Origin of the sequence: Faecousia intestinalis, from assembly GCF_040096185.1 — a bacterium.
Taxonomy (GTDB): Bacteria; Bacillota; Clostridia; order Oscillospirales; family Oscillospiraceae; genus JAZOXB01.
On the sequence record NZ_JBBMFF010000144.1, the window covers coordinates 1 to 2122 of the forward strand.

The following is a 2122-nucleotide window of genomic DNA, read 5'->3' on the forward strand; positions in this document are numbered from 1 at the left end:
GCCCCTTTGGGGCCTCGCAATGACAATTCGGGAGCCATTTCCATTTTAACGCCGCCCTGTTCGGGTCGGCAGCAGTGCGCCGGGCCGGGCTGTCCCCTCCCCTGCAACGCCCGGCGGCCTACCCTACATAACCCGAAAGGAGCGATCCCATGGACGATCTGGTGCAGGCCGTGGTGGACGAGGTCCTGCGGCGGCAGGGGCAGCGCCCGGCGCTGCTGGTGGGCCGCGCGCCGCAGGCGGCCGCCGGGTGGCGCTTTGTCACGGACGGGCCGTATGAGGCCGTCATCCTCGGCTCGCTGACGGCCGCGGAGCTGCTGCGCTTCCCGGATGAGGCCAGCGCGCAGGCCCTGCTCGAGGGCAAGCCCGTCTACTACTGCCCCGAGGGACTGGATTACCGCCGTCACGCCAAAACGGCAAACCGCGCCCTGTGGTCGGCCCTGCTTGCGGCCGAGCGGCGGCTGCGCGCCCTCGGCGTGCAGGAGCTGGCGCAGAAAAGCGCCCTCGTCACGGCAGCGGAGGCCCGCCGCCTGCTGCACAGCGGCCTGCCCGTGACCGGGCGGCTGACGCCGCTGGCGCGCGACGTGCTGGAGGGCCGCGCATGAGGGCCGGGCTGGTGCTCGGCGCGGTGTGGGCCACGAAAAAAAGCCCCGCTCTCACGGGGCAGAGCCTGCTGCGCGTGCGCTGCGGCGAGACGGAATACCTCGCGGCGGACCTTGTCGGCGCGGGGCCGGGCGACCGGGTCATCCTCGCCTTCGGCGCGGCGGCGCGCGCGGGGCGGCCGGACGTTCCCGTAGACGCGGCCATCGTGGCCATTTTGGACGAAACGGAGGCAACTCATGGATAACATCATTCTCTGGATCATGGCCATCGCCATGGTCCTCGGCGCGCTCGACCGCATGTTCGGCAGCCGCCTCGGGCTTGGGAAGCAGTTTGAGGAGGGCATCCTCGCCATCGGCACGCTGAGCCTCTCCATGCTCGGCATCCTCACGCTCGCGCCCGTGCTGGCGCGGCTGCTGCGGCCGGTGCTCGTGCCGGTCTACGGCTTCCTCGGCGCGGACCCGGCCATGTTCGCAGGCTCGATCCTGGCAAACGACATGGGCGGCGCGCCCCTTGCCATGGAGCTGGCGGGCACGCGCGCGGCCGGGCAGCTCGGCGGCCTCATCGTCGGCTCCATGCTCGGCGCGACCGTCGTCTTCAGCATCCCCGTCGCCCTCGGCATCCTGCAGCCGGAGGACCGGCCCGCGCTGGCGCGCGGCGTGCTGGCGGGCCTGCTGGCCATTGCGCCGGGTGCGTTCGCCGGTGGACTGGCCGCGGGCTTCCCGCTCGGCATGCTCGTGCGGAACCTCGTGCCCATCGTGCTGTTCGCCGTGCTCATCGCGCTGGGCCTGTGGCGCTGGGAGCGCGCGATGATCCGCGGCTTCCTGTGGTTCGGCCGGGGCGTGCTGGCCGTCATCACGGTCGGACTGGCCGCCGCCGTCTTCACGGAGCTGACGGGCGTGACGGTCATTCCCGGCATGGCCCCGCTGGAGGGCGGCGTGCAGACCGTCGCGGGCATCGGCTTTGTGCTGGCGGGCGCGTTCCCGCTCGTCTTTCTGCTGACGAAGCTCCTGCGCCGCCCGCTCGCGGCCCTCGGGCGCCTGCTCGGCATGAACGGCACGGCCGCCGCCGGGCTCGTGGCGAGCCTTGCAAACTCCATCCCCATGTTCGGCATGGTGAAGGACATGGACGAGCGCGGCAAGATCGTGAACATCGCCTTCGCCGTCCCGGCGGCCTTCGTCTTCGGCGACCACCTCGGCTTCACGGCGGGCTACGACGCGGCCATGCTCGGCCCCGTCATCGCGGCCAAGCTCACGGGCGGCGTCCTCGCCGTCCTCGCCGCGCTGCTGTTCACGCGGAAAAAGCCCGCGCAAAACATGTAACACGCAGGGACAGCCCGGCCCGGCGACGCACCTGAGGCTGGTACGGGGCAGCGTTAAAATGGCGATTGCCCCCGATTTGTCATTGCGAGGAGGCCGCAGGCCGACGTGGCAATCTCGCAGTACCCGACCAGATCACAGGAAAGCCATCGGCTTACCGCCACCGCAAGGAGGCAACGGAGCGCCGCCTCGCCACCACGCAGCAC

The 2122-nt window shown here is 71.2% G+C and carries 3 protein-coding genes; all 3 read left to right on the top strand.

Features of this window, described 5'->3' with window-relative positions; genetic code table 11:
• The first annotated feature begins 149 nt into the window (after positions 1–149).
• From WMO66_RS03315 to WMO66_RS03325, 3 genes are read left to right on the top strand one after another with little or no spacing between them, the layout of a single operon-like run.
• Positions 150–602 (top strand): hypothetical protein, encoded by a 453-nt coding sequence (locus WMO66_RS03315; RefSeq protein ID WP_349134991.1) that lies wholly within the window; start codon positions 150–152, stop codon positions 600–602.
• A complete protein-coding gene (locus WMO66_RS03320; RefSeq protein ID WP_349134992.1) occupies positions 599–844 on the top strand; it encodes a EutN/CcmL family microcompartment protein in 246 nt (81 codons plus the stop codon). Before WMO66_RS03315 ends, WMO66_RS03320 begins: the two co-directional genes overlap by 4 nt.
• On the top strand, positions 837–1919 hold the full coding sequence (locus WMO66_RS03325) for an ethanolamine utilization protein EutH (RefSeq protein WP_349134993.1): 1083 nt from the start codon (positions 837–839) through the stop codon (positions 1917–1919). Before WMO66_RS03320 ends, WMO66_RS03325 begins: the two co-directional genes overlap by 8 nt.
• Positions 1920–2122: the final 203 nt, after the last annotated feature.